This is a genomic window from Flavobacterium melibiosi, from assembly GCF_048158545.1.
GTDB classification, from domain to species: domain Bacteria; phylum Bacteroidota; class Bacteroidia; order Flavobacteriales; family Flavobacteriaceae; genus Flavobacterium; species Flavobacterium melibiosi.
In genome coordinates this window covers 1-6,242 of record NZ_JBLNKU010000025.1, presented here as the reverse complement: position 1 = coordinate 6,242, position 6,242 = coordinate 1, and the positions used below count along the sequence as shown (strand labels likewise).

The window sequence follows — 6,242 nt, the reverse complement described above, 5'->3', positions numbered from 1 at the left end:
AGTTATTGACGAAAGACAATATTGGGGTTGGTAAAAAAATTATCATTAAAAACTAGAATTCATCAGGAATGAATATAAAAATGCAATCTTTGGAGGTTGCATTTTTATTATATATAAAATATTTATGTCAAAAAAATGAATAAGATTAATTTATAGCACATTAAATTCAGTTAATAAATAATCATTTTGAAAACACTATAGGTGATTTGCCATGTTATTTTCTTACTATTTTCATCTATAAAATCATTTATTTTATAGCACTATACAAGCGATCATCGTCAATAAAAATAATTTCCCTATTACTTTTAGTGCTTAAAAAAAGGATGTCTAATCAATGTTTTTGTAATTCGTATTCTGATTTCTGTGAAATTATATTTTATGTGTTGGGTAATTGTCTTACTATGTTTTTATAACAATGACTATTTCTTTGATAAATAAATAAAAGGCATTATTGAATAAGTAATAATACTTATATTTGCACAATAAATACTTATAAGTATTTATTGTGCATTAGAAAGTTAAATGGCTTTAGCGTAAGTGGATATATAATTTGTATATCCTTAAAACCAAAAGTATACGTTTATTTCTTTTAAATAACATCAGGACTAATTGCAGAACAAGTTTTTTTGATAATACAGAATAAATAATTAATAAATTTTATTTCCCAATGATGTTGAATCTATTATAAAACCTATTATGACTAACAAGCTTGAGCGCTATAGTAAAGTTGCGCAATCCACTAAAATTGGCATTTGGGAATTAAATTTAGAAACTGGTATTCTTTATTGGGATACTATTATGAGATATATCCATGAAGTTCCTGATGATTTCATACCTAAAATTGAAAGCATAATTAATTTTTATATTGAAGGTGAAAACAGAGATAAAATTAAATTATTTACTGAAAGAGCGATACTTGAAGGAATCCCTTTTAATGGCAAGTTTCAAATTATCACGACCAAAAACAATATCAAATGTGTAGAAAGCATAGGTCAGATTATATTCAAAAATGGAAAGCCAAGCCGTTTATCAGGTACTTATCAAGAAATTACAAAAGAGCAGAATTTAATTAAAGAACTTGAAAAATTCTCTTCCATTTTTTCCAAGACCAATGATGCCGTTTTGATCACTGAAGCAGAACCGTTTAATGAACCCGGATCGAAAATAGTTTATGTAAATGAAGCATTTACGAGAATGACGGGTTATACAACTGAAGAAATAATAAGCAAAAATTCACGAATTTTACAAGGTCCAAAATCAGATAGAAATGAACTAAAAAGATTAGATGAGGCCTTGATAAAATCGGAATCTTGTGAAATTACCACAGTACACTATAAAAAAAACGGTGCAGAATTTTGGGTCAACTTAACAGTAAGTCCGGTAGCAGATGAAATGGGTTGGTTTACCCATTGGATAGCTATCGGAAGAGATATTACACAGCGTAAAAATGAGGAGTTACAAGAGACCCTTTTTGCAGACATCAGCCGTTTATTTAATGAGCTGGGCACATTAAACCTGATTTTAGATAAAGTTTTAGATTTGCTGGTCGATTTTGGATATTTCAGTATAGCGGAAGCTTGGTTAGTCAGTGCAGATAAAAAGAAAATAAACTTAGTTTCTAAATATTGTGAAACAGCTGCTTCACAGACTTTTTACGATGAAAATAAGGAGCTAAACAGTTTTGTCAAAGGGAAAGGTTTACCCGGTACTATTTGGGAAACCAAAACCGTTCAGTTTTGGCAAAATATTAGAGAGGAGAATAGCTTTGTCCGCAGAGATGCAGCTAAAAAAATGGGCTTACAGTCAGCTTATGGGCTGCCTGTTTTTTATAATGATGAAGTGATAGCCGTTTTTGTGTTAGGATTAAATACCGATAAACATTTAATTGAAGACTTTTCTGTTTTGTTTGGAAATATAGGGATTCTTATTGGGGCTGAAATTAAACGTAAGCAATTGGAACAGGAACTGAGCCAGATATTCAGTTTTGCACCTGATGTTATTGGTATAGCAGGTTTAGATGGATATTTTAAAAAATTAAATGCTGCAGCTTGTGTACTCCTTGAATATACTGAGGAAGAACTGTTGGCCGTTCCGATTTCTGAATTCATTCATTTTGAAGACAAACTAAAAACTGCTGAAAAATTCGAAGATTTATCTAAAGGAACCGCTAGAATTTATTTTGAGAACCGGTATATCACTAAATCGGGGGAAATAAAATGGTTGGCATGGACAATTTCTCCGTCTTCTGAAGAAGGATTCTTTTTTGCGGTAGCAAAAGATATTACTGAGAAAAAAAATCTGGATTTTTTGATTAATAAAACAAATACCCTGGCTCGTATAGGAAGTTGGGAGGTAGATTTTGTTAATAACAGGACGTACTGGTCAAGTCTAATTAGAGAAATTTATGAGGTGCAGGAAGATTATGTACCAGCTTTAGAAACGGCTATCAATTTCATTAAAGAAGGAGAAAGCAGGGTAATTATTAGCAAAAAAATTGAAGAGGCCATTGAAAAAGGCATTCCATTTGATGTTGAATTACAAATTGTTACCGCTAAAGGAAATGAAAAATGGGTAAGAGTTATTGGTGAAACAGAATTTTTCAACAAAAAATGTGTAAGAATTTATGGTAGTTTTCAGGGTGTTGATAAAAGGAAAAGAGCGGAGTTAGCAGTTATAGAAGTTCTGGAAGAAAAAAATACTATTCTTGAGAGTATAGATGATGCTTTTTTTGCTGTAGATAAGTCTTGGACAGTTACTTACTGGAATAATCAGGCAGAAAAGCTAATTGGGATATTGAAAAATGAGATAATTGGACATAATTTATGGGAAGTATTTCCCACCAGCATTAATTCTGAATCTTACAGGAAATTCCACGAAGCCGCTGAAAATAATCATACACTTCTATTTGAGACCCATTATGAGCCTTTGAAAAAATGGTTTGAAATAAGTGTTTACCCTTCGAATAAAGGTTTGTCTGTTTATTTTAAAGATGTCACAGAGCGCGTACACTATATTAAAGCAATAGAAAAGCAAAACGGAAAATTGCAACAGATAGCCTGGACACAATCACATGTAGCTAGGGCTCCTTTAGCAAGAATGATGGGTATTGTAAATCTCATCAAAGAAATAGATAGTACATCATCCGAATTTGAAGATTTATTGAATCATTTTTTTGATTCTGGAACTGAATTGGACAACATAATAAGAAACATTGTAAAAAAAACAGAACGCATTAATATTAAAAAAAACTAAAATTAGATGGATTTAACTATAGCGGTTGTAGACGATGATAATGTAATTCTTTTTCTGTATAAAAAAATTTTACAAAAAGCAAAGTTCGATGAGTCCCTCTATACTTTTAATTCAGCAAAAAAAGCATTGGATTTTCTTGATAGTCTTCCTGATAATGCCAAGCCTATTTTATTATTTCTGGATATAAATATGCCTGTTATGAATGGCTGGGATTTATTGGAAGTTATTCACCAGATTGGTTTCGAAAAAGAAGTGCATGTTGTAATGGTGACATCGTCCGTAGATGTATCTGACAAAGAAAAAGCTTTCTCCTATTCCAAAGTTATTGATTTTGTCGAAAAGCCATTAGATGAACTTGTGTTGCAAAGATTAAAATTAAGGTTTTTATAGTCATAAATTAGTTTTTTTGACAGCCTTTCTATTTTTGTCGGCTTAATCTACGTTGTACTGTTTAGTATAATTTTAATGCTGAATTTCGAATATTTTTTTCCTCGAGAAAATTAAGGGAATTCTAGTATTCTTCGAGTTTTTCAATTATTCTTTTCTTTTTTCTTATAATTGTTGACTGTCAATTTTTTGTGTTTTCTAGAGTCAACAAATACCATTATTCTTCAATGGTTTGTAACTGAATTTATCTTGAATTCAGCTTTTTGTGTTTCTTTCAGCTGAATTTACTTACATACACAGTATATAAGCCAATGAACGTATTTTAAGACAATAACTCGAAGTGAAACCTCCTTTATATTGACTTATATATCTTATATTTTAATTATTCAACAATACTGCAGAATGATTTTCAGAAACGAATTCATTTAAATTTAAATAGAAAAGTTGCGGCTATTAGACAGAATGTGACTTAAAATGGGTTGAACACTACTTTTTTTTTGTGCTTATATGTGTTAAAAATTCAGGATTATGAATAAAAAAACAGTTTAAAATTATTGTTTAGACAGATTAGTTTGTATTTTTTTTATTCTTAATATTTTTGGATTGTTATTTTATTAATATCGTTTTTATTTCATAATCGGTACTTTTTTTACAGTAATCATTATTTTTTATTTTATTTTTGATAAGTAGTTTTACGTACAAACGTACTTAATGATTAACGTGGTTACTTACGTATTTGTACTGATGCTTATGTGATTTGCATACTACATTAATCTTAAACATTTATTTTATGAAAAAAAATGAATTAACTCCAAAGAATATCAGATTGTATATTTTTTCAATAGTCTTTTTTCTTCTTTCTTGTTCTGTTGTTAAAGCCCAAGTAGGAATAAATACAATTACTCCTCAATCAACTTTTGAAGTCAATGGTTCTGTGGGTCAAAAGGTAACAACGGTAACCACTAGTACTTCATTAGATGAAAATCATAGCATTATTGTTTGTAATAACGGATCAACCGCTATTAATTTAACTCTTCCAACCGTTACTTCTTGTACAGGGCGTATATATATTATTAAGAGAGAAGTTACAAGTAATGCCAATGTAACATTAATTGGAACAATCAATGGGGGGGCAAATTTCATTTTAGAAAATGCAGGTGATTCTGTAATGCTTTTTAGTAACGGCACTGAGTGGAAAACAACGAGTAATTCTATTTCAAGTTCATCATGGAGTACAACGGGTAATGCGGGTATTAATTCAGGAACAAATTTTGTTGGTACTACTGATTCTCAAGATTTTGTTTTAAAAACGAATAACACAGAGCGCTTAAGAGTCTTATCAGCAGGAAATATTGGAATAGGCGTGCCTGCTCCAACAGCTTCCTTACATATTAAACCAGGTACCGCTTCAGCAGGAACTGCCCCACTAAAATTAACAGATGGACCGTTATTGACAACCGTAGAACCAGGTGCTATTGAATATAAAAGTCATACATTTTACGCATCAACTTATCTCGTGAGAAGAAGTATTATGCTTGCCCAAGATGTAGTTGTTACGCCGGTAGCGGTTTCAAATACGACAACCGAAACAACTATTTATACATCTACTATGGCAGCTAACTATTTAACTATTGGTAAATTGATGAATGTAAAATTATATGGAAGGTTTTCTACAGTAAATACTTCATCTATTTATACATTCAGGGTTAAATTGGCAGGAGTGACTGTATTAACCGTTACATCTACAGGTCAGAATGTTACAAACAGGCCTTTCGATATTGATTTAAGATCAACTGTGAGAAGTATTGGCACTTCCGGAACTATTATAAGCTATGGTAAAACACAACAAGATAATTTGTCACCAAATATTGAGATTGGGAATTTAACCTCGATTGACACAACTTTGGGGAATACAATTAGTATCACCGTTCAGTGGAGTAATGCAAATAGTGGTAATACATTAACTCTTGAAGGTGGAGCTACAGAATGTGTTGATCAAAATTTTTAAAGAAATAGATCACTAGTTGTACTTTTATTATTGATGACATTTTCACCCGAAAGGGTTAGGATAAAAAATTTTTACCAAAAAAGAGAAATCAATTAAAAAATATAATTTCATACAAATTAATTTAATTCAGAAGATGAACTCAAAATTACTTAAAAAAACACTGTTGATTGTTTCTGGAGTTTTATTTCAGTGCAATGTCAATGCTCAGATGTATGTAAGTCCTGATAGTTTTGTCTTTGCAAGTAATGAAGCCGTATATATTAAACAAGACTTGGAATTAAATGCAGCCAGCAGTAATTTTTACTTGAGGAAAGATGCCCAATTGTTACAAGGATCCACCGCAGCCGGAACTAATAAAGGTCTTGGAAGCTTGTCTGTTTTTCAAGAAGGAACTACAAACAATTTTCAATTCAATTACTGGTGTTCACCTGTGGGAGGAAATAGCTCCACTGCTGGAAACTCTCCTTTTGGGATTACCCAACTTAAAGATATTGTCGATTTGACAAACAGTAATAATCCAACTATTTTAGCGATGAATAACTATAATGGTAAGGCTAGCCCATTTTCAATTGCCCCATTTTGGATCAATAAGTTA

General features: G+C 31.2%; 3 protein-coding genes and 1 pseudogene. All 4 read left to right on the top strand.

Features of this window, described 5'->3' with window-relative positions; translation table 11 throughout:
• The first annotated feature begins 696 nt into the window (after positions 1 to 696).
• Positions 697 to 3,252, top strand: coding sequence for a PAS domain S-box protein (locus ACM55F_RS18665; RefSeq protein WP_416855318.1), 2,556 nt, complete (start codon positions 697 to 699; stop codon positions 3,250 to 3,252).
• A gap of 6 nt (positions 3,253 to 3,258) precedes the next feature.
• The gene (locus tag ACM55F_RS18660) at positions 3,259 to 3,642 is read left to right on the top strand and encodes a response regulator (RefSeq protein ID WP_416855317.1); all 384 of its coding nucleotides are present in this window, start codon (positions 3,259 to 3,261) and stop codon (positions 3,640 to 3,642) included.
• Positions 3,643 to 4,429: 787 nt separating this feature from the next.
• Positions 4,430 to 5,647 carry a hypothetical protein gene (locus tag ACM55F_RS18655; protein WP_416855316.1) on the top strand — a complete coding sequence of 406 codons (1,218 nt, stop codon included), beginning with the start codon at positions 4,430 to 4,432 and terminating at the stop codon, positions 5,645 to 5,647.
• A 133-nt stretch (positions 5,648 to 5,780) separates the two neighbouring features.
• A pseudogene (locus ACM55F_RS18650) lies at positions 5,781 to 6,242 on the top strand (T9SS type A sorting domain-containing protein); the annotation flags it as partial.